The sequence below is a fragment of the Flavihumibacter sp. ZG627 genome, assembly GCF_000814325.1.
Lineage (GTDB): Bacteria > Bacteroidota > Bacteroidia > Chitinophagales > Chitinophagaceae > Flavihumibacter.
Window position 1 is genome coordinate 23,780 of sequence record NZ_JPHF01000012.1, and the last position, 24,822, is coordinate 48,601.

At 45.5% G+C, this 24,822-nt stretch carries 23 protein-coding genes and 1 riboswitch; of the genes, 6 read left to right on the top strand and 17 right to left on the bottom strand.

Translation table 11 applies throughout. From position 1 onward, the window contains the following. Positions 1 to 2: 2 nt before the first annotated feature. Positions 3 to 1,244 (bottom strand): hypothetical protein, encoded by a 1,242-nt coding sequence (locus tag HY58_RS17070; RefSeq protein WP_039134903.1) that lies wholly within the window; start codon positions 1,242 to 1,244, stop codon positions 3 to 5. A 160-nt stretch (positions 1,245 to 1,404) separates the two neighbouring features. Here HY58_RS17070 and HY58_RS19070 point away from each other — a divergent pair, with 160 nt between their 5' ends. Both HY58_RS19070 and HY58_RS17080 read left to right on the top strand, forming a co-directional pair. Beyond that, positions 1,405 to 2,637 (top strand): sensor histidine kinase, encoded by a 1,233-nt coding sequence (locus tag HY58_RS19070; RefSeq protein WP_052324249.1) that lies wholly within the window; start codon positions 1,405 to 1,407, stop codon positions 2,635 to 2,637. Beyond that, positions 2,634 to 3,221, top strand: a complete 588-nt coding sequence (locus tag HY58_RS17080; RefSeq protein WP_039134905.1) for a DNA-binding response regulator — start codon at positions 2,634 to 2,636, stop codon at positions 3,219 to 3,221. Before HY58_RS19070 ends, HY58_RS17080 begins: the two co-directional genes overlap by 4 nt. A gap of 63 nt (positions 3,222 to 3,284) precedes the next feature. On the opposite strand, the gene HY58_RS17085 is transcribed toward HY58_RS17080, so the two are convergent. The 5 genes from HY58_RS17085 to HY58_RS17105 all read right to left on the bottom strand — a co-directional run bounded on the left by HY58_RS17085 (position 3,285) and on the right by HY58_RS17105 (position 8,421). Beyond that, entirely contained in the window at positions 3,285 to 4,112 is an 828-nt protein-coding gene (locus HY58_RS17085; RefSeq protein ID WP_039134908.1) for a CHRD domain-containing protein, read from the bottom strand. A 54-nt stretch (positions 4,113 to 4,166) separates the two neighbouring features. Next, entirely contained in the window at positions 4,167 to 5,426 is a 1,260-nt protein-coding gene (locus HY58_RS17090) for a homoserine dehydrogenase (RefSeq protein WP_039135058.1), read from the bottom strand. Between the two features lie 22 nt (positions 5,427 to 5,448). Continuing rightward, entirely contained in the window at positions 5,449 to 6,642 is a 1,194-nt protein-coding gene (locus HY58_RS17095) for a PLP-dependent aspartate aminotransferase family protein (RefSeq protein WP_039134910.1), read from the bottom strand. Between the two features lie 157 nt (positions 6,643 to 6,799). Further along, positions 6,800 to 6,911: riboswitch (SAM riboswitch) on the bottom strand. Positions 6,912 to 7,041: 130 nt separating this feature from the next. Beyond that, complete coding sequence (locus tag HY58_RS17100) at positions 7,042 to 7,698, bottom strand: porin family protein (RefSeq protein ID WP_039134912.1); 657 nt, start codon at positions 7,696 to 7,698, stop codon at positions 7,042 to 7,044. A gap of 48 nt (positions 7,699 to 7,746) precedes the next feature. Beyond that, positions 7,747 to 8,421: an OmpA family protein gene (locus HY58_RS17105; RefSeq protein WP_039135061.1), complete on the bottom strand. Its 675-nt coding sequence runs from the start codon at positions 8,419 to 8,421 to the stop codon at positions 7,747 to 7,749. Positions 8,422 to 8,505: 84 nt separating this feature from the next. Here HY58_RS17105 and uvrA point away from each other — a divergent pair, with 84 nt between their 5' ends. The 3 genes from uvrA (at position 8,506) to HY58_RS19770 (ending at position 12,590) form a co-directional block, all read left to right on the top strand. Continuing rightward, positions 8,506 to 11,379 carry an excinuclease ABC subunit UvrA gene (uvrA, locus tag HY58_RS17110; RefSeq protein WP_039134915.1) on the top strand — a complete coding sequence of 958 codons (2,874 nt, stop codon included), beginning with the start codon at positions 8,506 to 8,508 and terminating at the stop codon, positions 11,377 to 11,379. Between the two features lie 271 nt (positions 11,380 to 11,650). Then, positions 11,651 to 12,157: a transposase gene (locus tag HY58_RS19765; protein WP_216593827.1), complete on the top strand. Its 507-nt coding sequence runs from the start codon at positions 11,651 to 11,653 to the stop codon at positions 12,155 to 12,157. Positions 12,158 to 12,167: 10 nt separating this feature from the next. Continuing rightward, positions 12,168 to 12,590 carry a transposase gene (locus HY58_RS19770; protein ID WP_216593828.1) on the top strand — a complete coding sequence of 141 codons (423 nt, stop codon included), beginning with the start codon at positions 12,168 to 12,170 and terminating at the stop codon, positions 12,588 to 12,590. Between the two features lie 534 nt (positions 12,591 to 13,124). Here the strand turns inward: HY58_RS19770 and HY58_RS17120 are convergent. The 9 genes from HY58_RS17120 to aspS form a co-directional block, all read right to left on the bottom strand. Then, a complete protein-coding gene (locus HY58_RS17120; protein ID WP_156123737.1) occupies positions 13,125 to 13,478 on the bottom strand; it encodes a hypothetical protein in 354 nt (117 codons plus the stop codon). A 27-nt stretch (positions 13,479 to 13,505) separates the two neighbouring features. Further along, the gene (locus HY58_RS17125) at positions 13,506 to 14,480 is read right to left on the bottom strand and encodes a hypothetical protein (protein WP_156123738.1); all 975 of its coding nucleotides are present in this window, start codon (positions 14,478 to 14,480) and stop codon (positions 13,506 to 13,508) included. A gap of 121 nt (positions 14,481 to 14,601) precedes the next feature. Beyond that, positions 14,602 to 15,051, bottom strand: a complete 450-nt coding sequence (locus HY58_RS17130) for a GNAT family N-acetyltransferase (protein WP_039135067.1) — start codon at positions 15,049 to 15,051, stop codon at positions 14,602 to 14,604. A 61-nt stretch (positions 15,052 to 15,112) separates the two neighbouring features. Continuing rightward, positions 15,113 to 16,375: a replication-associated recombination protein A gene (locus tag HY58_RS17135; protein WP_039134921.1), complete on the bottom strand. Its 1,263-nt coding sequence runs from the start codon at positions 16,373 to 16,375 to the stop codon at positions 15,113 to 15,115. A gap of 43 nt (positions 16,376 to 16,418) precedes the next feature. Next, a complete protein-coding gene (locus HY58_RS17140) occupies positions 16,419 to 17,360 on the bottom strand; it encodes a transglutaminase family protein (protein WP_052324251.1) in 942 nt (313 codons plus the stop codon). 8 nt (positions 17,361 to 17,368) lie between these two features. Continuing rightward, positions 17,369 to 18,310 carry an alpha-E domain-containing protein gene (locus HY58_RS17145; RefSeq protein WP_039134925.1) on the bottom strand — a complete coding sequence of 314 codons (942 nt, stop codon included), beginning with the start codon at positions 18,308 to 18,310 and terminating at the stop codon, positions 17,369 to 17,371. A 19-nt stretch (positions 18,311 to 18,329) separates the two neighbouring features. Further along, positions 18,330 to 19,748, bottom strand: coding sequence for a circularly permuted type 2 ATP-grasp protein (locus HY58_RS17150; protein WP_371197920.1), 1,419 nt, complete (start codon positions 19,746 to 19,748; stop codon positions 18,330 to 18,332). Positions 19,749 to 19,891: 143 nt separating this feature from the next. Then, positions 19,892 to 20,398, bottom strand: coding sequence for a hypothetical protein (locus HY58_RS17155; protein WP_039134930.1), 507 nt, complete (start codon positions 20,396 to 20,398; stop codon positions 19,892 to 19,894). A gap of 29 nt (positions 20,399 to 20,427) precedes the next feature. Then, positions 20,428 to 22,245, bottom strand: coding sequence for an aspartate--tRNA ligase (aspS, locus tag HY58_RS17160; protein ID WP_039134933.1), 1,818 nt, complete (start codon positions 22,243 to 22,245; stop codon positions 20,428 to 20,430). Between the two features lie 305 nt (positions 22,246 to 22,550). On the opposite strand from aspS, the gene HY58_RS19075 reads away from it, so the two are divergent. After that, positions 22,551 to 23,348: a zinc-dependent peptidase gene (locus tag HY58_RS19075; protein ID WP_052324252.1), complete on the top strand. Its 798-nt coding sequence runs from the start codon at positions 22,551 to 22,553 to the stop codon at positions 23,346 to 23,348. On the opposite strand, the gene HY58_RS17170 is transcribed toward HY58_RS19075, so the two are convergent. After that, the gene (locus tag HY58_RS17170) at positions 23,345 to 24,040 is read right to left on the bottom strand and encodes a Crp/Fnr family transcriptional regulator (protein ID WP_039134936.1); all 696 of its coding nucleotides are present in this window, start codon (positions 24,038 to 24,040) and stop codon (positions 23,345 to 23,347) included. The genes HY58_RS19075 and HY58_RS17170 overlap by 4 nt on opposite strands. Continuing rightward, a complete protein-coding gene (gene cobA, locus HY58_RS17175) occupies positions 24,015 to 24,803 on the bottom strand; it encodes a uroporphyrinogen-III C-methyltransferase (protein ID WP_052324253.1) in 789 nt (262 codons plus the stop codon). The genes HY58_RS17170 and cobA overlap by 26 nt, the downstream gene beginning before the upstream one ends. Positions 24,804 to 24,822: the final 19 nt, after the last annotated feature.

Sequence of the window (24,822 nt, forward strand, 5' to 3'; positions counted from 1 at the left end):
CATTATTTGAATCCGAAGATCAGGGGGAATAAAAAGGTTACAATGACTGTCCAGATAAAGTATACGGGTAAGTAGGCAGCAATCGCATTTCCCACTGTGATTAAATTTGTCTTCTTCGTAAGTACTTTAAAAAGTTGCACCGTTACAAGGAGGAGGTTGATAAGAATTAAAACATTGCTTCCCAGTACGGCTGCCCTGTTGGGTGTAATTCCCCATTCGGAAATACGGAAAAGAATGGCGGAGAGTGCGATACCGTTAACCACGATTGTTGCCATTGAAAGCAGCAGGAGTATCCAGATCTCCGTTTGACTTTTAGCCCTTGATCTTTCTGCAACAGAAAAGAATATGATGGCCATAACGCCTACCAGTAGGGCATTAAAGATGAGGAGGAACTCGCGGTCGTTATAGGGGTCTTTTCCTGAGTAGGCCATGGCGATGAGGTAGATAACGAGCATCACCAACACAAGGGGACTGAAGATCTTTGCGATCACCGGTGAAACTTTTCCTACCAGTTGTGGATTGGTTCGTGTGAGCCAGGTGGCTGCAATGGGTAAAGCAGACAGTGCGAATATGCCGAAATAATCGAAGTAGATCTTCCCGATATTAAATCCGATGAGGTTGAAAAGTCCGATCGTAATACCGGTCATAATCCCCCCTGCGATACCGATCAGCACGGCCATTACAACCAGGTCACCGTTGTATTTGAGAAAGCCTAATCGCCGGTCTTCCTTATTATATAGTTCACCTACAAAGGCAAAGCCTAGTATAGACCAGAGAAAAAGAATTAAGTGGATGCAGGCCAATCTGAGTGTGTCGCTGGTTTTATTATCGGGAAGAAAATTAATATAGAGAACTGCGAGTAATGTGCTGCCTGCGATGAATGCAATTTTTGGCGCGGATAGTTTGTTCTTCCAACCGAAGTAGGCGTAGAGGGCGGGGAAAACGATGAAGCCAATATTCCTGCTGTAGAAAAATTCTTCGTCGATATTCAGGAACACCGGCAGCTTGGCGATGAGTCCGGCAACGAGGGATGCGATAGTTACGAAGACTAAATCTTTGCTGCTGCCCCAGGAAATTTCTTCGCGTGTGAAATTGAGTCGCTCATTCCAGTAATTGATAAGGGTGTTGTTTGAGATCTGCGGCGTAATGGCATTGAAGGCGCGCTTAAAGGAAGATTTGTCGGCCCTGTACAATCTTTCCAGTTGACCGGGATTGTTGAGGTTTGATAAGATTTCTTCTTTCATAGATCAGTCTGGTTGCTATTGTTTAAAAGCACTTTGTAATTCAAAGCTAATACAGAAATCAACAAACTGCAAGTTTTTTTTTAGCTACCCGTCTGACATATGTCCTGACACATGTCAGACGGGTAGCTAAAACCAGCATTTTCCCTTATATTGGAATGGTATGAAGAAATGGCTCTGGATGGTAGCTGGCAAGAAACCCGAGTTCGCACTTGAACACCAGGTTTTCAACAGCACCAGCTTTTTTATTACCCTGTTCGCTTTCCTTGCATCCACCGCCAACTGGGTGATAGGGCTGCATGAATTAACCATCTGGCCGGGATACCTGGGCGGGGTGATATCCCTCTACATTTTTTATATCAGCCGGTTCCGGAAGATTTTCAACAGTACTGTAATATTTATATATTCCTTGCTGGTGATGGTTTTCATGGGGTGGATCTATTTTTTCAATGACGGATCGCATGGCACTATCAATTATCTGGTACTGATGTTCATGACCATCCTGCTCATGATCACGCCGCGCCAATTGCAGGTGGGTGTTTTTATCCTGATGTATGGATCCATCCTGGTGCTGCTGGTGCTGGAGTACTTTCATCCCGAATGGCGGGTGGGTTATAATTCAGAAAAAGAAAGGTTGGCAGATCATATCGTCACCATTTTTTTAGCCGCATTATTCATCACCGTCAACACGATCGTTTTCAGGGCGAGTTATATTGAAGAGCGGCAGGTGGTTACCCGGCAGAATGAAGAGCTGATAACGTTGAACCAGCAGATCGATGTGCAGAAAGCAGCCCTGGAAACCCTGCTCAAAGAACTTCATCATCGCGTAAAAAATAACCTGCAGGTGATCTCCAGTCTGCTAGCCCTGCAATCGAACAGGATGGAAGATGCGCTTGCGAGGGAAAGCCTTCAATCGAGCCGAACCCGTATTGAAGCCATGGCACTGATCCATAAGAGTCTATACCAGAACGAAGATGTATCGGCTGTGGAAATGAATCAATATCTGGATTCATTAACTCGTTCGCTGGCAACAAGTTTTGGGGTGGATGGCAATGTTATAAGTTTGGATACTGGTGGGGTGGATTGTATGATGGATATAGACCAGGCCATCCCGATTGGACTTATCGTAAATGAGCTGGTGGGAAATTGTTTTAAACATGCCTTCCGGAATATAGTTTCGCCTGAAATTCAGGTAACATTAAATAAGAAAGGTGGTGAAGATTTTGAGCTTATCGTCGCAGATAATGGTGAGTGGATGCAGGAAGAAGGCCATAAGGATAAATCAACTTCTTTCGGGATGAAGCTTGTAAAGACCCTGGCCATCCAGTTGGATGCTACTGTTGAGGTGGTTAGGGGAAATGGAACGGTATTAACTATTAAAACAGATCTCACATGATTAAAAGTGCTTCGATATTAGTGGTGGAAGATGAATTGATTACTGCCGAAAGTATTTTCGAATTATTGGAACAGGAAGATTTTAAAATGATTGGTGTCGCAAAAGATGCTGTTACAGCCTTTCAGCTCTGTGAAAAAGAAATTCCGCAGGTAGTAGTATGTGATATTAACATCAAGGGCGAGATCAATGGCATTGAGCTTGCGAAACTGTTGAAAAAGAAATTTGGTTGCCTGGTAGTTTTCCTGACAGCCTATACAGATATCAGGACAGTAGAATCGGCTGCTGCAGTAGACCCGGTGATGTATGTGATCAAGCCCTACAATGATGTTCAGTTGCTGGTTGCGGTACAGATGGCCTTCCATCGTCTCTATAAAAGCCAGATGCCGAAAATAAGCGAACAGCTTCAGCTTACGGGAAGGGAGCGGGAAATCGCCAGCCTTGTGGCGCAGGGATTCTCTTCCAAGGAGATTGCAAAAAAATTATTTATCAGTGAGGAAACCGTGAAAACGCATCGGAGGCGAATGCTGCAAAAAAATAATATCAATAATTTTCCCCAGCTCATTTATATGATGGGTGGATCATGATCTTCAAAAGAGCATAAAAAACAGGTTGCACGCAACCTGTTTTTTATGGATAAACTTCTAAGCTTACCTGATTTGTCCCCTTACCACTCCACCAGCATGAAGGGTTGAATGTGCATTAACATAAAGTGCATCCGTTCCTTTAATGGCGGCAAAAGCTGCATCATCAAGAGAGATCGTTTTCACCACACCAAAATCAGCTGCTGAAGCTGCCAGGCCAACCAACACATCTCCATTGGCACCTTCCGCACCTTTATGGATATGGGCCATACTTAGTGCATCAATTGATTCCAGGTTGCTTACTGTAACATTAGAATACAGCTTCTTATCGGCTGTCATTCTCAGGATAGCCGTACCAGTAGCTGTTGTAACAACCGCAGGAACTTCATTGGTTCCGGAGAGCGCTACATCCATTGCAAATTCAACCTTGGAATTCAGCTGCGCACGAACCAATCCCGATGCAACCTGCTGGGAGTGTGCATTAAAATAAATGTGGTTAGCATCACTCTTCAGGCTGTCAACCAATGATTGCCTTAACCCGGTAATAGTACCTGTTGCATTTCCGCCGGTAAAGGTCGGATCCAGACTAAGTATCACCGGACCGTTTGTAATGGCATCACCAGCATGAAGATGGGCTGCCTGCAGTGCATCGCCACCTGCCAGTCCATTTACCGAAATATTATATTTCAGTGAATTGTCTGCCAGTAACTGAAGCGTTACAGTTCCCGTTTCCGTTCTTGATGGTACAGCCGGATTTTCATTTTTAGTACTCAGGTTAAGTGTCCATTCTTTCACCGTGTCTGGTTCCTGAACATCATCATCATCTTCGCTGCAGGCGATCAATAAAAAGGGTAAGCTCAACGCAATAGCGCTTTTGAAGAGAAGCTTTTTCATAATGTGGTTTTTGTAATGATTCAATTACAAACCACATGCAAAAACTGTGCGCTCTTACAGTATTACGCCGGCTAATTCCAGGCTTTTCTTTTTAAGTTGTTGTATCGCAACGTTCTCTATGATGGGTTCTGCGGTTAATATTAAAGAAGTGTTATTTTCTTTCCACCAGCTATTGAGTCTGAGCTCAGAAGCTGGCAGTACCCCAACGAGGTATTTTCTTTCCTCTCCTGCATGCCATTCTTCTATCCATTCAAATTTTTCACGGGGAATATTTTTCCAATCGGTGAAACTCAGGTACACGCGTAGATAATAATCATCAGTGAGGGTATTAGGTTGGTGGTGATATAATTTTTTGTATTCATACTTATAATCGTATCGCAATGCGGAAAGATCACTCAGTACTGCGGATGCTGTTGGAAAACTTCCCGCGCCCTTTCCATAAAAGAATTGTTTATCAGAGAATCCGCTTTCTATGACCACACCATTATATTCATTCTTCACAAATGAAAGATGGTCTTCCTGTGGTACAAATTGGGGGATAACATAACTTGCGACTTTACCGTTGGATAATTTCCGGGCCTGTGCAACAAGTTTTATTTGTTGTCCTTTTTCTGCAGCCACTTTTGCATCACCCGCATGGATATTCTGTATTCCGGTGAACAAAAGATTATCAGGATGTTCAATTATTCCATATGCATGTGTTAAGAGGAATGCCCATTTATTAACAGCATCGTATCCCTCCACATCCAGCTTCGGATCAGATTCTGCGAAGCCCAGTTGTTGTGCGAGTAGAAGTGCCTGCTGGAAGTCGAGCCTGTCCTCAAACATTTTGGTGAGGATGAAATTGGTGGAACCGTTTACGATTGCTTTGATGCCATGCAACAGGTCGTTATCATAATATTCTTCGAGGTTACGAATAACGGGGATGGATGCGCAGGCGGCTGCTTCGTAGAGAAAGCTCTCGCCCGTATCCTGTTGAAGGGCAAGCAATTCGGGAAGATGTTCTGCGATCATTTTCTTGCTGGCGCTTACCACTGCTTTTCCATTGCGCAGGGCTGTGCTTACAATTTCAAAGGCAGGATCGGCTTCGTTGATCACTTCAACGATCACATTAATTTCTTCATCATTGAGCAGCTCATCACGGTCGGTGGTGAACAATGCATCGGGAGCATTTCTTTTTTTGGATGGGTCCTTGATACATACTTTTTTAATGGAGGCTCTCAGCGATGGTGTTTGTTGCAACACCCGGTATAATCCTTCTCCCACTACGCCAAATCCGAATAAACCGATGGTCAGTTGTTTGTGATATGTCATCTTATATTGTTTTGCTTGCTTGTTAACATTTTTCTTTCTGCGCTGCATGTTTTAGTTTCTGCGGATGCGTTGCAGAAACCAGTGTAAGGGCAGTTTCGATATCATTGATAAGGTCGCGCCCATCTTCAAGGCCTACACTGAGCCTGATGAGACTGTCTTTGACGCCCGCTGCTTTTCTTTTCAGTGCATCAATTGATTTATGTGTCATTGAGGCGGGGTGACTCACGAGGCTCTTAACGCCGCCCAAACTTTCAGCCAGGTGGAAAAGGCTGGTGTTTGTAACGAATGCCTTAGCTGCCTCTTCGGTATCATCTTTCAGACTGAAGGAAACGATGCCGCCATAATTTTTCAATTGTCTTTTTGCAAGGTGATGGTTGGGATGGCTGCTTAGTCCGGGATAATAAACTTTATCCACCAGCGGATGTGTTTGCAGGTAACGGGCAATGATAGACGCAGAGCTGCAATGCTGGTTAATTCTCAGATGCAGTGTTTCGAGGCCGCGGATAAGCAGGAAGCTGTCGAAGGGCCCGAGCACAGCGCCACAGGCATTCTGGTAGAATTTTATTTCTGCACCGAGTGCCGGGTCTTTTGTTACTACGAGTCCTGCAATAACATCACTATGTCCGCCGATATATTTGGTAGCGCTATGCACTACGATATCTGCTCCTGCGAGTAGGGGTTGCTGTAATACGGGTGATGCAAAAGTGTTATCAACGCAGAGAAGGATATGGTAGCGCTGAGCTATTTCTGCTATGGCGTGGAGGTCAGAAATTTTAAGGGTGGGGTTGGTCGGACTTTCGATCCAGATCAGTTTTGTTTTTGGTGTGATGGCGCGGGTGATGGCTCCGAGGTCGGTAGTATCAACATAGTTTGTATTGATCCCGAATTTCTTATAGACTTTTTCGAAGAGCCTGTATGCACCACCATAGATATCATCAACCGCGATGATCTCATCCCCCGATTGAAGGAGTTTGACAACGGCATCGATGGCTGCGAGTCCGCTGGAAAATGCAGCGGCTACTGTGCCGGCTTCCAGTTTGGCAATAATCTTTTCGAGTTCATGGCGGGTAGGGTTGTTGGTGCGGCTGTAATCATAGCCTTTGTTGACGCCTGGGGCTTCCTGTACAAAAGTACTTGTCTGGTAAATCGGAACGGCGATTGCGCCGGTTTGTGCATCCACCGGGATGCTGTACAATAATTGTGTTGTCGCTTGCATTGTTAAACAGTTTTTTAATTGATAAACAGGTTTGTTGCGACACCACCTACCAAGTTTGAGATCGGAAGAGTAGTTGTATAAAACAAAAAAGCTCTTCCGATAAATCATCAGAAGAGCTATATGTAGAAGTAATTATTTCTGCAAAAGCCTTTCATCAGACTTATCTGTTCCCGCTGTGCGGGCTGGATTTGGCACCTTACTTCGTGTTGCCACGAAACAGGTTGTCAAGGCTTCATAGGGCCATTTCCCTCTGCCTTTCTTGATAAGCGATGTTATAAAGAACTTGTGCAAAGATAGGGTGGCTGTTTCCGAATTGCCAAAAAATATTTTCTTAAAATAGAAAACCCCGCACTGGGCGGGGCTTTCAAGTTGGTTGCAGAGGTATTCTGTCAGTGCTTCTTAGAAACGGTAGCCTACAGAAACGCCGAAGCCGGTGTTGTTTGCTTTGGGTTGTTGTAATTCAGATGACAGCCCGGTGATGTCGGGAATAAGATTGGCAAGACCAAACTGTGAATTCAGTTGGAAGCTGAGTCCGGAAGCCATTTCATAACCGGCCATAATGTTTGCACCAAAGTCCATTCTTCTGAGGATATAACTGTTTTCATATTCTTCAGCCGACACTTTATTTTTGAATTCAATATCTGAATCTGTGTCGCTATCAAACTTCACTTTACCACCAACGGCAAAGCCTGCGTATGGACCTGCTCCTAAAATCAGGCGGCCATTTCCCAATACCGGCTTATACATAAAGCTTACCGGTATTTCAACATAGGAAAGATTGATACTGGCATCCTCAAAGTCTTTTGATTTAGCTCCCTTAGTGCTGAATAAAACTCCCGGCTGTATAAAGAATTCGTCAGCCAGTGGAATTTCAACATCAGCGCCTATATGAAAGCCTGTTTTGAGTTTACCATTGTCTTTGTCGTCATAGGCATCTTTTCCGGTAATGTTGGTAAAGTTTACACCAGCACGGCCAATAACACGGGCCCCTGTTTGCGCACTTGCAGTGAATAAAATTCCTGCTGCAAATAATCCTGTCAAAATTGTCTTTTTCATAAATGGGTGTTTAAAATATTTAAGGATAGGTTTATTTTATTTAATGGTTCAATTTTCTCCTGCTTCTTTTTTCGCTTCTGCTTTCATTTTTTCATTGGCGGTGATCAGGAATTCAACACGACGGTTCTTCGCCATATTTGCCTCTGAATCGTTGTCGTATTTAGGCGCCAGTTCACCATAACCTTTTGTAGTAAGGCGATGGGAAGCGATTCCTTTTGCGTCAACATAACTCGCAACTGATGTAGCTCTCCTAACTGACAAGCGCTGGTTATAATCCGTTGCACCCTGGCTGTCAGTATGTCCTGCAACTTCAAGATTTGTGTCAGGATATTTATTAAGTATAGCTACCAGTTTATCGAGTTCTGATTTTGCGCCTGCGCTCAGGTCAGACCTGTCGAAGCCAAAAAGTACTGCATTATTGAATTCAACAACGATACCTTCTCCCACACGTTCCACTTTGGCGCCATCAACTTCTTCATCAATTTCTTTGGCTTGTTTATCCATCTTTTTCCCGATAAGAACCCCTGCTGTACCGCCTACTGCGGCTCCCAGGATTGCGCCCAGGCCTGCATTCCCTGCTGCTTTACCGATAATTGCTCCCATGGCTGCTCCGCCTGCAACGCCGATGGCTGCTCCTTTCTGTGTTTTCGTCATTGATTTACAGCCGATCAATAGAATTGAAGATGCGGCGAGGGCAAGTAATGAATTGGTTAAGATTCTCATAATGCTGTTTTTTAGGTAGTAAACCACCTTAATCAAAAACCGTTCCTGTTTATGGTTGTTGTATTTTTGACATTCAATCATCATATGAAGAAAAAAGTAAAAGCAGGGGATCCGCAGGCTGTTGTGGAGACGATTGAGGTGGTAGGAGCGAGGGAACATAATCTTAAGAATATTGATATAACCATACCCAAAAACAAACTTGTGGTATTTACCGGCGTAAGTGGCAGTGGTAAATCTTCTTTGGCATTTGATACAATATATAATGAAGGCCAGCGGAGGTATATGGAAAGCTTCAGCGCATATGCGAGACAGTTTGTTGGTGATATGGAAAGGCCTGATGTAGATAAGATCACCGGGTTAAGTCCGGTTATTTCCATTGAGCAGAAAACAACCAATAAGAATCCGCGATCAACGGTGGGTACCATTACGGAAGTGTATGATTTCCTTCGGTTGCTGTATGCGCGTGCGTCTGATGCTTACAGTTATAATACGGGAAAGCTGATGACAAAGTTTTCTGAAGAGGAGATCGTGGAGAATATTTTTTCTAAATATGGTAACAAGAAGATCAGTTTACTGGCACCGTTGGTAAGGGGACGGAAAGGTCATTACCGCGAGTTGTTTGAAGACATCCGCAAGAAGGGATTTCTGAAGGTTCGGGTGGATGGTGAGGTTAAAGATCTGGTGCCGAAAATGCAGGTTGACCGTTATAAGATCCATGATATTGAAGTGGTGATAGACCGGATGGCTGTAACCGATGAGATGAAATTAAGGTTAAGCCAGAGCGTACAGAAATCGATGCAGGTGGGAAAGGGACTGATGTTTTTGCTGATCAATGACAGCAATCATCTTGTTCAGTATAGCCGGCAGTTGATGTGTGAGGATACGGGTATCAGTTATGAGGAGCCATCGCCCAATAGTTTTTCTTTTAACTCGCCCTATGGTGCATGTCCAACCTGCAAGGGGTTAGGTACGGTTTACCAAGTGAGCATGGAGAAGATAATTCCCGACAATTCATTAAGTATTAAGGAAGGAGGTATTGCGCCGCTGGGTGAGGAGCGTGAGGCCTATGTATATAAGCAGGTGCAGCAGGTGGCAAAGAAGTATAAGGTTGATCTGAAGAAGCCGTTGAAGGATCTGCCTGAAAGATCATTGAATATTATTCTTTATGGCAATGAAGAAGGGGAGACGGATGACATCGTGGATTTTGAAGATTCGGCTACTGATCAACGTGTGTATGCGGAAGAGTTTGAGGGTGTTATCCCGCAATTAAAGAGATGGTTTTCTACGGCGAGTTCTGAGCCTATCCGCGATTGGGCGGAGAGCTTTATGGAACTCAGTGTGTGTGGCAGTTGCGAAGGGGCGAGGCTCAGAAAAGAGAGCCTGTGGTTCAGAGTTGACGGAAAAAATATTGCAGAGATCAGCAACTGGAATCTGGATAAACTGCTTGTATGGTTTACGGATATTGAAAAGCGTTTGAGTAATAAACAGCAGATCATAGGAAAGGATATACTGAAAGAGATCAGGGAGCGGTTGCAGTTTTTACTTGATGTGGGGTTAACCTATCTTACTATAAACAGGGCCACTCGAACGCTGAGTGGGGGCGAATCACAGCGGATCAGGCTGGCCACGCAAATCGGATCGCAGTTGCAGGGTATAACCTATGTGTTGGATGAGCCGAGTATTGGTTTGCACCAGCGCGATAACCAGCGGTTGATATCTGCATTGCAACATCTCCGTGATATTGGTAATAGTGTGCTGGTGGTAGAACATGACAAGGATATCATGATGGCTGCTGATCATCTTGTAGATATTGGTCCCAATGCGGGCAAGCATGGCGGCAGGATCGTTGCGCAGGGTACGCCGCAGCAGGTGCTGGAAGCGAACTCGGAAACGGCGCAATACCTGAGCGGGGAAAAGAGTATTCCTGTTCCTAAAGAAAGGCGGAAGGGAAATGGTAAATCGCTTGAGCTAAAAGGTGCTGCCGGTAATAACCTGAAGAGTGTGAATGTGAAGTTTCCACTTGGCAAACTCATATTGGTGACGGGTGTAAGTGGCAGTGGTAAATCAACACTGATCAATGAGACGCTTTATCCTTTGCTTTCACAACACTGTTATGACTCGAAGCAAAAACCATTGGCGTATAAATCGGTAAAGGGCCTGGATCTTATTGATAAGGTAATTGAGATAGACCAGTCGCCCATTGGCCGAACACCGAGAAGTAATCCCGCAACTTACTGTGGTTTCTTTACAGAGATCAGACAATTATTTGCGGCTGTTCCCGAGGCCAAGATCAGGGGTTATGCGGCGGGGCGTTTTTCATTTAATGTGAAAGGCGGCCGATGTGATCTCTGTGAAGGTGGAGGAATGCGTGTTATTGAGATGAACTTCCTTCCCGACGTTTATGTGCACTGCGAAAAATGCAATGGCAGGCGATACAATCGCGAAACGCTGGAGATAAGATATAAGGGAAAGTCGATCAGTGATGTGCTGGATATGACGGTTGATGAGGCCGTTGAATTTTTCCAATCTATTCCATACCTGTATCGCAAGATCAAGGTATTGCAGGATGTGGGGTTGGGATATATAACATTAGGGCAGTCGGCGGTTACCTTAAGCGGGGGCGAGGCGCAACGTGTAAAGCTATCCACCGAGCTTTCCAAGAAGGATACGGGTAAAACATTTTATATTCTTGACGAGCCCACTACGGGATTGCATTTCCAGGATATCCAGCATTTGCTTGATGTGTTGAATAAGCTGGTTGACAGGGGTAATACCGTGTTGATCATTGAGCATAACCTGGATGTAATAAAGGTTGCGGATCATATCATTGATATTGGTCCCGAGGGAGGTGATGGCGGGGGGCAGTTGTTGTTTGAAGGTTTGCCCGAGGATATGGTGAATGTAAAGGCGAGTCATACTGCGCGGTTCCTGAAAACAGAACTAGAGGCGGCGGGTTAGGTGTCTCCTATGTTTGCAATAAGCAAAAGTAGTTCTTGGAGAATCGATTAAGATACCAATAGTTTTGATTTATAAAGTGAAAAGGGGTGAGAGCTTTAGGTGTCTAAGCAGCTCTTCAGCATGCTGAGTGTCAGAATCAGCCTCACTCTTTTTTATCTCTTCGAGTTTGAACAGAATGTAAGGAATGCTGCAGGTTCAGCATATCCAGAATATCCAGCCAGGAGACAAAACGAAGGGAGATTTTCACTTTTCATTATTTAAACAAATTGGTATGAAAAGATTGGTTAAACAGGTTGTTGGCATTGATGTAGCGCAAAATGAACTGGTAGTCTCACTTGGCAGGATGGATGAACAACTGGATAGTGAAGTGTTTGCACACAAGATTTTCCCCAATACTGCCAAAGGCTTTACTACCCTGCTTGCCTGGGTAGAGAAGCTCACCAATACAGAGGCAGGAGTTCGCTTTGTGATGGAAGCCACGGGAGTTTACCATGAAGCTCTGGCTTATTTTCTAGCGGAAAGGGGCCAGGAGCTGAGCGTGGTCCTACCCAATAAGATCAGCAATTATTTTAGAACACTGAGTATCAAAACGATCACCGACAAAACCGCTTCAGAAGCCATTGTACGCTTTGGACTAGAGCGAAAACTGGAGAATTGGCAGCGGCCCAAATCCCTTTTTAAGAGGCTTCGGCAGTTAACACGCGAACGCGATCAGGGTGGGAGAACGCACGGTGATAAAGAACCAACTACACGCCGAGCAAAGCGAAGCCGATCCTAATCTTAGCAGCGTGGAGCGGATTAAAAAGAGAATCGCTTTTGTAGACAATCAACTCAAAGAAATCCGCACGGAGTTGACCGGCCTGTTAAACCAGGATGCCGAAATAAAACAATTAATCAAGCAGCTTTGCACCTTACCGGGCGTAGGGTTGCTGACAGCCATCACGGTGGTTGCGGAAACCAATGGTTTTGAACTTATCCGAAACAAACGTCAGCTCGCCAGCTATGCGGGGCTGGATGTTCGGGAAAAGCAATCAGGCACATCGGTCAAAGGCAAGCCCACCATCTCTAAGAAAGGAAATAGGTTCTTGCGCAAAGCCATGCACCTGCCAGCACTGGCTGCCATCAGATGCGATGAGCGCTTTAAGGCTGTATTTGATCGGTTGGTTGCCAGACATGGTATCAAAATGAAGGCCGTTGTAGCAGTACAATGAAAACTATTGGAAATGATCTTTACGCTGTTTAAAACCAATACAACATATAAGAAGGATTATTTGAAAATGAATACAAACAACAAGGAATCCTTAAGCATATAAAAAAATTAGGGAGCAGTCATTAAGAGACTGCTCCACTAAACAGGCTGGCTTAAAGCCGCCTAAAACATAAAATTAAAAAATATTAAGAACTTGGTTCTTAACACAGAATCTGACACATGTTCGCAACATGTTCGAACATCCCCTTAACATGTGTCAGACACCTAAACTCCCAAGCGCTAAAACAAACTGCCGGCAGTTACTCACCGCCGGCAGTTAAGAATACTGGATTGTCAGACTTTTGAACCCATCTGACGCCTGTCAGGACAGGCGTCAGATGGGTAGTTTAAAGCCAATAAGCAGTGGCAGGGAGTGATCAATAAAATCATCTGAAGAAAGGGTACTTAGTATAGGGAACGGATCAGGTTTATAACAAACCGGATATTGCGATTCTACTAATGTCCCTGCCGCTTATTGGTTTAAATCTTAATATTTTTATTGTACGATAATAGTTCCTGTCTCAACCCGGTTATCACCGGTAAAAACTTCAAAATAATAATCACCTTTTTCGGGCTTTGCCACTACTGCTGTTTCGCGGCTAAGGATCTTGGTTTGTTTTATCAGTTTTCCCCCTTTTCTGAAAAGAAGGAGATGGTACACATTGCCTTCCTGTCCACGGGCATTAAAGAAGAGCACTTTCTGAGAGGCATTCGTGTATAGGTTTATGTTATGGTTGCTGCTTTTGTTTGTTTTATGAATGATGATACTGTCTTGTGCATGTGCAGGCAGGCAACTGAAACAAATAGCCAATGTAACTAGCAGTAGCCGGCATTGTTGCATTCGCTTCATGGGTACGTTTTAAATGTTCAGTTTGGTTTAGTAACGCATCACCGGGCACTTGATTCGCTTGTAATTATCACCATTACTTCTGCTTCCGAGACGGAATCCCAACTTAAAGCCCGCAGAATAATATGCGTCATTATTGGTTGGAGTTCCTCTTTTATCGCCAGGGCCGAAACCGGCACTGGTACTACCTCCCTGGTCGGTTTTGTTGGCCATACGCCTTGCAAGCTGGGCTTTCTCCGAACCTGCACCGAAGTATTGGTCAAAGAGATTTGGATCGATATAAGTGGTACTTACGTCATCGATATAATCAGTAAATGTTTTGCGGTGAATTACTTCAAAGGCAATGCTTACATTATCATTCATGAAGTATTTAACACCCAATCCCATCGGGATATTCAGTTGTGTTAATTTATAAGGCTTGCGATCCGGATACTCTGCAAATCCCTGTCCCTCAGTACTAAGATCTTTTAGGTTTACCCAGTCGCCTGTCAGGGGATCGGTACCCATTGGATTGTAGTTGAAAACACCCACACCAAGTACACCATATGGACGGATCTTTTTATAAAGGTCTTCCACATCCTGTTCAAAGAAAACGGTTGGAAATACTTCGGCTGCCAGGAAGGCTTCAAACAATCTGGAACGAAAATCAGAGTTCCTGAATTTTCTTGCTTCTTCGAGTCCGCCGGCACCTTTGATGATCTTATCATCGCCGGCAAGGGTTCCATAATTAACTGCGAGTCTTAGTCCGAGGAAGCTGGCCGGCATTGCTGTAATATGCCCGCCGATAATGAATTTGGTCTGCGCGATATTATTGTCTTTAAGGAAGCCCATTCCACGACCACGGTTACCACCAAGGTCGCCGAGGAAATTTGATGGCCCAAAACTTACGCCGGCTTCTACTTCGTTGAAGATGCCAATCTGGCTGAAAGAGGCTTGTGTAAATGTTGTTAATGCAAGACAGGATAAGGCACATTTACGCAGCAAAACGTGTAAATGCTGTTTCATGAATATCAGATTTAGTTTTCGAACGGTTACGTGGATTACTCTAAAAACGATAGACATGATGGCTATGGTATGACCATCGTAAAGTTTTTTTTAACCTGCGTAAAACTACCTGACGAAACTACTATGGTAATAGTACCATTTCGATGTGCCTGATATCATCTTCAAGGTAAATATCCCCTTCTTCTTTAAATCCGAGGGAGCGATAAAATTCAAGAAGATAGAGTTGGGCCCCTATCCGGATCTTTTCCCGTCCGTAGAGATCATAGCAGGCTTTGATGGATTCCTTCATGAGCAGTCGACCTATTCCTAGTCCGCGGGCGGCGGGGGAGGTCACCACTCTTCCGATAGAAACCTCTTCATAAGCAAGGCCTGCCGGAACGATGCGTGTGGATGCCGCGAGTAAGCTATCCTTCCATCCTAAGAGATGCCAGCATAACTGGTCTTTATTATCCATGTCGAGGAAAACGCAGTTCTGTTCAACAACAAATACTTCACTGCGCAGGCGAAGGAGCTGGTATAATTCATTATTAGTAAGTGTGTCGAATTTTTTCAGTTGCCAGTTGATGTTCATCGTATAAAATTTTCGGCGGGGGCCACCTTGTTCAAATTTAGTACAATAGTGTGCTGCCTGTTTAATAACCATATTTATCTCTCCAGCGTATCTGCAGGAATTTCCGGATCTCTTCTTCGCGCGCATTTTTTCCGGGTTGGTAAAATACATGTCCCTTCAAACTATCCGGAAGATATTCCTGCGCAGAGAAATTGTTTTCATAATCGTGTGCGTACTGGTAACTCTTGCCATAGTTGAGATCTTTCATCAGTTTGGTTGGAGCATTCCTGATATGCAGTGGTACGGGCAGGTCGCCGGTTTGGTTTACCATCGCAATAGCTGCATCGATAGCGAGGTAACTGGCATTGCTCTTGGGCGAAGTGGCCAGGTATACGGCACATTGCGATAAGATAATTCTTGATTCGGGATGACCAATCTTATTCACTGCATCAAATGCTGCATTGGCCAGCAAAAGCGCATTGGGATTGGCATTTCCGATGTCTTCACTGGCGAGTATCACCAATCTCCTTGCGATGAATTTTACTTCCTCCCCACCGGCGATCATGCGTGCCAGCCAGTATACGGCACCGTTAGGATCACTGCCGCGGATAGATTTGATAAAGGCGGAGATGATATCATAGTGTTGCTCACCCTGTTTATCATAGATGGCTATTTTTTGCTGCGCCACCTGCATCACCAGCTCGTCGGTAATAATAACCGGGGGATTAGCTCCCGCAGATTGAACTACCAGTTCAAGCAGGTTGAGCAACTTACGGGCATCCCCACCCGAAATACGGATCATCGCCTCCACCTCTTTAAGCTGGGGCGAATGGTTGCGAAGCCATTCATCCTTTTCAATGGCCTGGTGAAGTAATGCAATGAGATCATTTTGCTGAAGTGGTTTTAAAACATATACCTGGCATCGGCTAAGCAAGGCGCTGTTCACTTCAAAGGATGGATTTTCGGTGGTGGCGCCAATAAGCGTAACCGTTCCTTTTTCAACGGCTCCCAGCAACGCATCCTGTTGTGATTTATTGAAGCGATGGATCTCATCAATGAATAAGATGGCCTTTTCCTGCTGCCTTGATTTTTCAATTACTTCGCGGATCTCTTTAACCCCTGATGAAATGGCGCTGAGGGTGTAAAAAGGCAGGTCAAGGGTATGCGCGATAATATTGGCGATGGTGGTTTTTCCCACGCCCGGCGGTCCCCATAAGATCATGGAGGGCAGGTTACCCTGTTCCATGGCTTTTCGCAGGATACTTCCTTTTCCGGTGAGGTGTTCCTGCCCTATAAGATCATCCATCGAAATGGGTCGCAGTCTTTCTGCCAAGGGTGCCGTCATATGCTTTCCAGGGGTTGTTGATTGCGAAGATAGGAAGCCTGCGTTATTGCTGGGCAGCGGCCTCTTCTGCAGCCTGCCGGAGCAGCCAAAGGTCCTGCGGCTCGGGCTTTTTCACCAGGTTGCGATCCTCAAAATGATGACCATCTTCATATCCAACAGAAACATATACGAAAAGCTCTTGTATGGCCGGACCTTTAAAGCTTCCTTTCACGGGGGAGCAATCGGTGAAGTTTCTTCCCACGGCAAGTTTTACATGGGTATTGGTGACCCATATATTATTGGTGGGATCTATACCCGCCCAGCCAAACCCGGGTATAAATGATTCAACCCAGGCGTGGGTAGCCCCCTCGCCGCGAAGGCCGTTTTTATTTGGACAGATATAGCCACTCACATAGCGGGAAGGGACTCGAAGGGTTCGCATCACCTGCAGCATCACGTGGGCGAAATCCTGGCAAACACCGGAACGGTGATCGATAATATCATCCACCGTTGTTTCAATATCCGTGATGCCAGCTATATAACTGAAATGCTGGAAAATAAACTGGGAACAATCCTGCACGGTAGCGGCCACACTTTTCCAGGGCTGCTGTATTTGTTTTACAATATCATTGATAGCTGCCTGGTTGCGGATGGGCTCGGCATGCGTGAGTTCAAGAAGGTTGAGATCTTTTTCCACTTCTGCTGCCAGCTCTTCAAAACCGATGTTGAAATTGAGATGCCTGTCGTTTGGTGGTATGGTTCGCACCACCAGCTTGCTTTCTATCACCAGTGAGGTATGCGCGCCGGGGATATTGAAGACACCCGTTTTGTTTCCCCAGTAATCAGTGAACGTATGTATGTCGGGGTTAGAGGTGATGACCAGTTCGTGATTGAGTATCTCCTGTTCGTTGCAGAGATAAGGGTAGATGCGGATTTCATTTACACTTTCTTTTACGGCACGATCGTATTCGTAACTGGTGATATGATGAATCTTAAAAGTTGGCATAGGGTTCGTTAAGCGTAGGAAAAAAATAACTGACTGAACTGCATGTTGAATTGGATGAGTTCTGCGCGAAGTTCCTGGAGATAATTTCTAATTCCTTTTGATTCAAGCAGTTTCATGTCGGCAAATTCAACCCGACTTTGGATCCGTCCAAATTGACGATAGATTGCCATGGCATCATCGCTGTTATTGTCGAGTACTACTTTTTGCAGGTAAAAACCAATACGTTCCAGGCAATAAATTGCAGAGCGGGTGAATTGTTTATTGAACAGAACCTGGTCGGCAACATTTTTATTATGCTGGCTGCTCCGATATGTTTTGAGGTGAAGTTCATAGCCCGAAAGTGAAAGCAGGAGATTGCGCCAGTAAAGAACATCCAGAGATTTTTCGAGGTCATAGTCGGCTTCTGAAAAATGGCGGTCGGCCATTTCAATGGTGATCATGCATCGCTCAATGAATTTGCCAAGTGTCATAAAATTCCATCCCATATTTCTGGGCATGGTGCTATCAGTAACACCATTGTATTGTATTACCTGGAAGGTAAGTGATTCAAGCACGGCGATAGTATCATTGCGTATGATTCGTTGTTGAAGCAGGGGGTTGTTGATCAGGTGATAGACCTGGTTAACCTGTTCCCAAACTTCTTTGGTGATATGGTCCTGGGCGCCCCTTGCATTTTCTCTTGCGCGGATCACCATGGTGCGCATGGCATTGTGGTTGGTGGTATCGTATATGAGATGTTGTACGAGGGAGATGGGTTGTTGTTCGAGGGTTGATCTCCTTGCTGCATCTGCGGTGCTGAAAATAGCCGCGAGATGGTGCCAGTGCAAATGATTGTATTCCCCCTTGTCAAGAGAAAGGGCATAGTTCACATGCACGGATCTTAACAATGCATCTGTTCTTTCGAGATACCTGTTAAGCCAGAATAATGAGTCGGCGATTCTACTAAGCATATGTTTGGGCAGGGGTTCTTTAATCGTTATTAAGTATCCAGGTGTCTTTGCTGCCGCCACCCTGGGAGGAGTTCACTACCAATGAGCCCTCTTTGAGTGCAACACGTGTGAGTCCGCCGGGAATAATTTTCACCCCTGATGGTCCGCACAAGGCAAATGGCCTGAGGTCAACATGGCGCGGTGAAAACTTATTATTGAGGAAACAGGGCACAGTCGACAAATTGATAATGGGTTGGGCAATATAATTCCGCGGATCATCATTGACCGCCTGTATCATATTGTGGATCTCTTCATCGGTAGCGCAATTTCCCATCAGCATACCATATCCTCCTGACTGGTTGGTTTTCTTTATAACCATCGTATGGATGTTTTTGTAGGTATAGTCACGGGCTTCTATATCGGCCAACTGGTAAGTGGGAATATTGGGAAGGATGGGTTCTTCATTGAGGTAGTAACGTATCATGGCGGGTACATAAGCATAAATGGCTTTATCATCGGCTACTCCATTGCCGATGGCATTCACCAGTGCCACATTGCCTTTGCGATAAGCGCTGAGTATGCCTGGAATGCCCAGTGCGCTGTCGGGTTTGAATACCAGCGGATCCATATAGTCATCATCAATACGGCGGTAGATCACATCCACCTGTTGCAATCCCCTTGTGGTTTTCATGTAAACTTTATGGTTGTCTATCATGAGATCGCGGCCTTCTACCAGCGGGATACCCATGGTGCGGGCCAGGAAGGTGTGTTCGTAATAGGCCGAGTTGAAAACGCCGGGCGTTAAAAGCACTACGGTGGGATTGGCGATTTGCCTTGGCGCAAGGGAGACCAGGATATTATAAAGTTCGAGGGGGTAATTATTTACCATTCGAACGCCGTTGGAGGAGAGGAGGTCGGGGAAGATGCGTTTGGTAACTTCGCGGTTCTCCAGCATATAAGAAACGCCGGAAGGTGTGCGGAGGTTATCTTCCAGCACGTAAAAGCCGCCATCGTTTCCCCTGATCAGGTCTATCCCCGATATATGAACGAAAATATCATAGGGTACTTTTATGCCAAAAACTTCGCGGGTGTAGTGGGCGCAGGAGGCGATGAGGGCGGCGGGAATTACATTGTCCTTTATGATCTGCTGATCGGAATAAATGTCTTTCAGGAAAAGGTTAAGCGCTTTTAGTCGCTGGCTGATTCCGGCTTCGATATTGTTCCATTCTTTACCTGGAATGATGCGTGGAATGATATCAAAGGGGAATATCCTTTCGATACCTTCATTGTCGTTGTAAACGGTAAAGGTTATGCCCTGGCTGAGGAAGAGCTCTGAGGCAAGCTGGTCTTTATCGGCCAGGGTGCTGGCGGAGAGCTGGTTCAGGCTTTCAAATACCTGCCGGTATTGATCACGTATCATGCCGTTATCGCACATTTCATCCCATGCATCGGGGATCAGGCAATAGTTATTGAAAACCGAAGATTCCATCATAAGCGTTGGTTAAAATAAAAAAACGAGTTGTTGCCCCTTTTCAGGCAAACAACTCGTTGCTTTCAATTTAATGATAATTTATTAACCAACAGCGGTCGGGAAAATAAAACTCAGGCTTCGGGTTCTTTTGGAATGCCAAATGCATCGGCATGCTGCCTTACCAAACGGAAGGTCATGTACACGTGGATGATGAGGGCAATGCTATATACGAGCAGGAAGCGAAGAAGGAAATGCATGAAGCGGAGCATCATATCCTCCATACCTTCTGCCGATGCTTTTTGCATGCTCAGCGCCTGTTCCATTATGTCGTTCAGGAGTGCAGGGTTCATGATGAGCGAGAAGGTCTGGATAGCGGTCATGGTTGCAAATGCGATGGTGCCATAGCCATTTACTTTTATGAGGTCGCGCAGGGAGGGCTTGCAATACATGTGTGCGTTGATGCCACGGGTAAGGAAGCGCCAGCTGCTATAGGTATATAACACTACGCAGGCTACCAGGAAAACCGGTAATAGCAGAACCGGGTTGGCCAGTGCGGCCATCAGCATGGTAAGGGTCATCAGGGCCATGAAGCCACCAACGGCAAACAGGAGCCAGGTCAATATTTTATAGAAGGTCATTGTATATTTTTATACCTGTCTGACATGTGTCAGACGGATAGTCCGAGTTCTTTAAGTTGTTTATCATCGATGGAAGAAGGTGCATCCAGCATCACGTCTCTGCCGCTGTTGTTTTTTGGGAATGCGATAAAGTCGCGGATGCTTTCTGATCCACCGAGGATGGAACAGAGGCGGTCAAATCCAAAGGCGATACCGCCATGTGGTGGTGCTCCATATTCAAATGCGCCGAGGAGGAATCCGAATTTATGCTGGGCCTCTTCTTTGCTCATTCCGAGAGCATCAAACATTTTCTCCTGCAATTCACGCTGGTAGATCCTGATAGAGCCGCCGCCAATTTCATTGCCATTTAATACCATGTCATAGGCATTGGCTTTGATATTGGAATAAGGGTGACTGAGGTAATGATCGGCATCGGTGATGGTTGGATCATTATCTATCATCACCGGAATATGATCGGGCTTGGGAGAGGTGAAGGGATGGTGACGGGCCACCCAGCGGTTATCTTCTTCGGCATATTCAAACAGGGGAAAATCGAGTACCCATAATAGTTTGAATTCATCTTTCCGGCGCAATCCCAGTCTCTCACCCATTTCGAGGCGGAGTTCGCTGGTAGCTTTTCTCGTACGTTCTTCCCTTCCTGCCAAAATCAGGACGAGGTCGCCGGGCTTGGCACCACATATATCAGCAAGCACTTTTAGTTTCTCTTCATCAAAGAATTTGTCGACGCTGCTCTTGTAGGTTCCATCAGCATTGCACTTAATAAATACCAACCCGTTCATGCCTATCTGCGGGCGCTTAACCCAATCAGTTAGTTCATCGGTTTGCTTACGGGTATACTCACTGCAACCCGGAACGGCAATGGCGAGAACGGTTTCAGCATCATTGAAAACTTTAAATCCTGCACCTTCAAACATCGACATTGCTGCCAGGTTACCGGTCTGTCCTTCAAATACCGTTTTAAGGTTGGTAAGTTCCATCCCGAAACGGATATCGGGTTTATCGTTGCCATAATGAACCATGGCATCATTCCAGGTCATGCGTTGAACAGGTTCGGGGTAGTCGATATCCTTAACGTCTTTGAATATGCGCTTTATTAGTCCCTCGAACATATTGAGAATATCTTCCTGTGCCACAAAGCTCATTTCGCAGTCGATCTGCGTGAATTCGGGCTGTCGGTCTGCGCGGAGATCTTCATCGCGGAAGCATTTCACCACCTGGTAATAGCGGTCGTATCCGCTTACCATCAGCAGTTGCTTAAATGTTTGCGGACTCTGCGGCAGTGCATAGAACTGGCCGGGGTTCATCCGGGAAGGAACAACGAAATCGCGGGCGCCCTCGGGAGTGCTTTTTATAAGGAATGGGGTTTCGATATCCATGAAATGATGTTCATGGAGGTAGTTTCTGGCCGAGCGGTTTACTGCATAGCGGAGTTCAAGGTTCTTTTTGACTGCATTCCTGCGAAGGTCGAGGAAGCGGTATTTCATCCGGATATCATCCCCGCCATCTGTTTCATCCTGGATGGTGAAAGGAGGGGTGATGGATTTGTTCAATATTGTGAAGGAGGACACTTCGATCTCGATTTCGCCGGTAGGGATATTAAGATTTTTATTGCTTCGTTCTATGACGGTGCCGCTGACTTGTAAAACAAATTCCCGGCCAAGGGGGTTTTCATCAAGTTGCTGGGAGAGGGTGTCCCCAAACAATAATTGGGTGATGCCATAGCGGTCGCGGAGGTCTATAAAGGTGATGCTTCCGAATTTCCTGACTGTCTGAACCCAGCCCGCCAGGGTCACGGGCTGGCTGACATGAGATGCGTTCAATTCTCCACAAGTATGTGATCTATACATAAAGATTTATGTTTTCGGTCTTTTAGATGAGGGGCAAAGGTAATCCATAGCCTTATAGAAACCATAGCAGGCAGGGGAGGAGGTTGGTTTTCAATAGGAATTCGACGAATGGACAGTTAAAAATGTCAAAATGCTTTATCGGTTCAGATAGTATTGGTAAATTGTATTGGATTTCAGTTATACAAGTTTTGCACCCTCTCATCTCTACCTAATCCGAGTACCCTGTTTCCATGTAAAAACCAAGCATCCATAACTGTGTCTAACCAGCATTACAGTGTCGATTTTCTTAACCAAAAGAAGACTTTATGGAAATCGTTCTCATTTGTTTGCTGGTGTTCTGTACCATTTTTTTATTCGAGGTACTACATGTGCGCCTGCAAAAATTCCTGCTATATCGCAGAAGGAGAGGTTTTGAGCAACACGAACCATTTTTCCGGAAACTGATATCAGCCAACATCCGCTATTTCAATAAGGTGGATGAGGAAACCCGTCATAAGTGGTTATTCCGCACTTATCTCTTTTATCGTTCTAAAAAATTCCATTACGTTGGTGTGCAGAAATCGGAGGATATGCCGATCCTGATCAGTGCCACTGCTGCGCAACTCACCCTGGGTCTCGAGAATTTTTCCCTCAATTATTTTCATGATATCTATGTGCTGCAGCATGACTATCACTATGGGTATTATTCCCTTCCTTTCATGGGGCATGTGGATAGTTCAGGGATCTATTTATCGTGGGATAATTTCCTGACCGGAATAAGGAGTGCGCACGACAGCAGCAATGTTGGACTCCATGAGATGGCGCATGCGTTGGCCTATGTCAATTTTATTACCAAGACCGATGAGGACAAACACTTCAAAAAAGAATTCCACCAGTTCTCCAAAGTAGCGAGGCCGGTGTACCAGGAAATGCAAAGAGGCAGACGAACTATTTTAGGAGAATATGCTGCCACTAATTATCATGAGTTCTGGGCGGTGAGTGTGGAAGTGTTTTTTGAGAATCCCATTCGGTTCCGGCATGAGTTACCCGAGTTGTATGAGGCTATGACGAGGCTGCTAAGACAGGATCCTTATGCGGTATTATTGGCCCGGCTGGCGGCCTAAGGCATCTGGCTGTCAACCAGCTCACGCAAGGTTTCGGGTTTAAGGATCCTGATCATTTTACCGTCTGTGTCAATGAGTTTGGCAGCAATAAATTCCTGGAAAATGCGGAATACCGTTTCGTAGGTTGTTCCTGCAAAGGAGGCGATATCCTGACGCGATAAGTTGATGTTTATTAGTCCACCCCCATTGGTCCCGAATTTTCCTTCCAGGAAAAGCAGGATGTAAGCCAGTCGACCTTTAACAGGCATATGCACAAGGTTGCGCATTTTTCTTTCCGACTCCTGCAATTCACGCGCATAGAACATCATGAGATCATAGGTGAAAGCATGATTCACTTTGAGGGTGGTGAGAAAAAAATCGAGTGGAAAAAAGCAGGCGGTGCTTTCTTCAAGGGCGGTGGCAGAAACGGGAAATATGTTTTCATTTCCAAGTCCGCGGTGACCAATAATATCACCGTCTTTAGCGAAGCGAAGAATAAGTTCTTTTTCTGTTCCCCATTGTTTATGCACTTTAGCGAGTCCTCTGTCTAGAAAGTAAATACCGGTTACCGGGTCACCTTCGCGGAAGATGAGCTCTCCTTTTTTTATGGTGTAGGTAATTTTATTTAAGGCGATGGCTGCTTGCCATTCCGGAAGGCATCCGCGGCAGAAAAAACAACTATTCAGATCACATCCTTTCTTGCTTATTTTCATCCATATAAAAATAGGGATTTTCAGCAAGCTTCGCCACCACTGTGGAGGGCTGCAGGTTTACAACTTCACCCACCAGAATGATAGCAGGGTTCTGCATGTTGGCATGGGCGGCTTTAAAAGCGATATCACGCACGGTTCCAGTTACTATTTTTTCTTTATTGGTTGTGCCCTCCTGTATGATGGCCACCGGTGTTGAAGCTTTTCCGTTAGCAGCGAAAATATCCATGATGGCTTCCAGTTTACTCATGGCCATCAGGATCACTACCGTGGCGGTGGATCTGGCTGCCATTTGGATATCGGTAGATATTTCTCCGGAGCGGGTGGTGCCGGTGGTAACCCAGAAGCTTTCACTGATGCCGCGGCAGGTGAGTGGGATCATTTTGGAGGCGGGCACGGCCAGGGCACTGGAGATGCCGGGGATCACTTCAACAGGGATGCCGGCCTGTCGGGCAGCTTCAATTTCTTCCTGGGCGCGGCCGAATACGAAGGGGTCGCCGCCTTTTAGTCTCACGAGGGTCCCATGTTCACGTGCCTGTTCTATCATGAGCTGGTTGATCTCCTGCTGGGATAGGGCATGGCAGCCATATCTTTTTCCCACAAATATTTTAATACTATCTGTGCGGCAATGGTTAAGCAGATCAGTATTGGCCAGTGCATCATATAATATCACACGGGCATTTGCCAGGGCTTTAACTGCCTTAAGGGTGATCAGTTCGGGGTCACCGGGCCCCGCACCTACCAATTGTATTCTGGGTAATATCATATATAGTAAAATAAATAAT